Below are 259 nucleotides of genomic sequence, written 5' to 3'. Positions count from 1 at the left end.
GAACCGTTGTTGTAGACGTCGTTAGCCGGGGTATGGAAAACCGTCGAGCCGACAGTTTCACCGGCCTTGATCGTGATGGTCTGGCCGTTGCTCAGCGTAACGGTAACGTCAGTTTGCGCTTTGTTGGTCAAGGTTGCGGTGTAAGTGATGTCACCGCCTTCAACTACCGAGGCTTTATCAGCACTCAGAGAAACCGTGGTGTTGTCGATCGAGTCGGTAATCGAAGTGACGGCCGCTTTTGGATCGGTAACCAGGTTCT

At 53.3% G+C, this 259-nt stretch carries 1 protein-coding gene; it reads right to left on the bottom strand.

Annotation, left to right across the window (positions count from 1 at the left end; all coding sequences use genetic code 11):
• Nucleotides 1-259: immunoglobulin-like domain-containing protein (locus BFP92_RS32360; protein WP_345788658.1), on the bottom strand; the 259-nt coding region annotated here is incomplete at both ends.

Source organism: Pseudomonas sp. 58 R 3, from assembly GCF_900006605.1.
GTDB classification, from domain to species: Bacteria; Pseudomonadota; Gammaproteobacteria; order Pseudomonadales; family Pseudomonadaceae; genus Aquipseudomonas; species Aquipseudomonas salomonii.
This window is presented reverse-complemented; position numbering and strand designations above follow the sequence as displayed.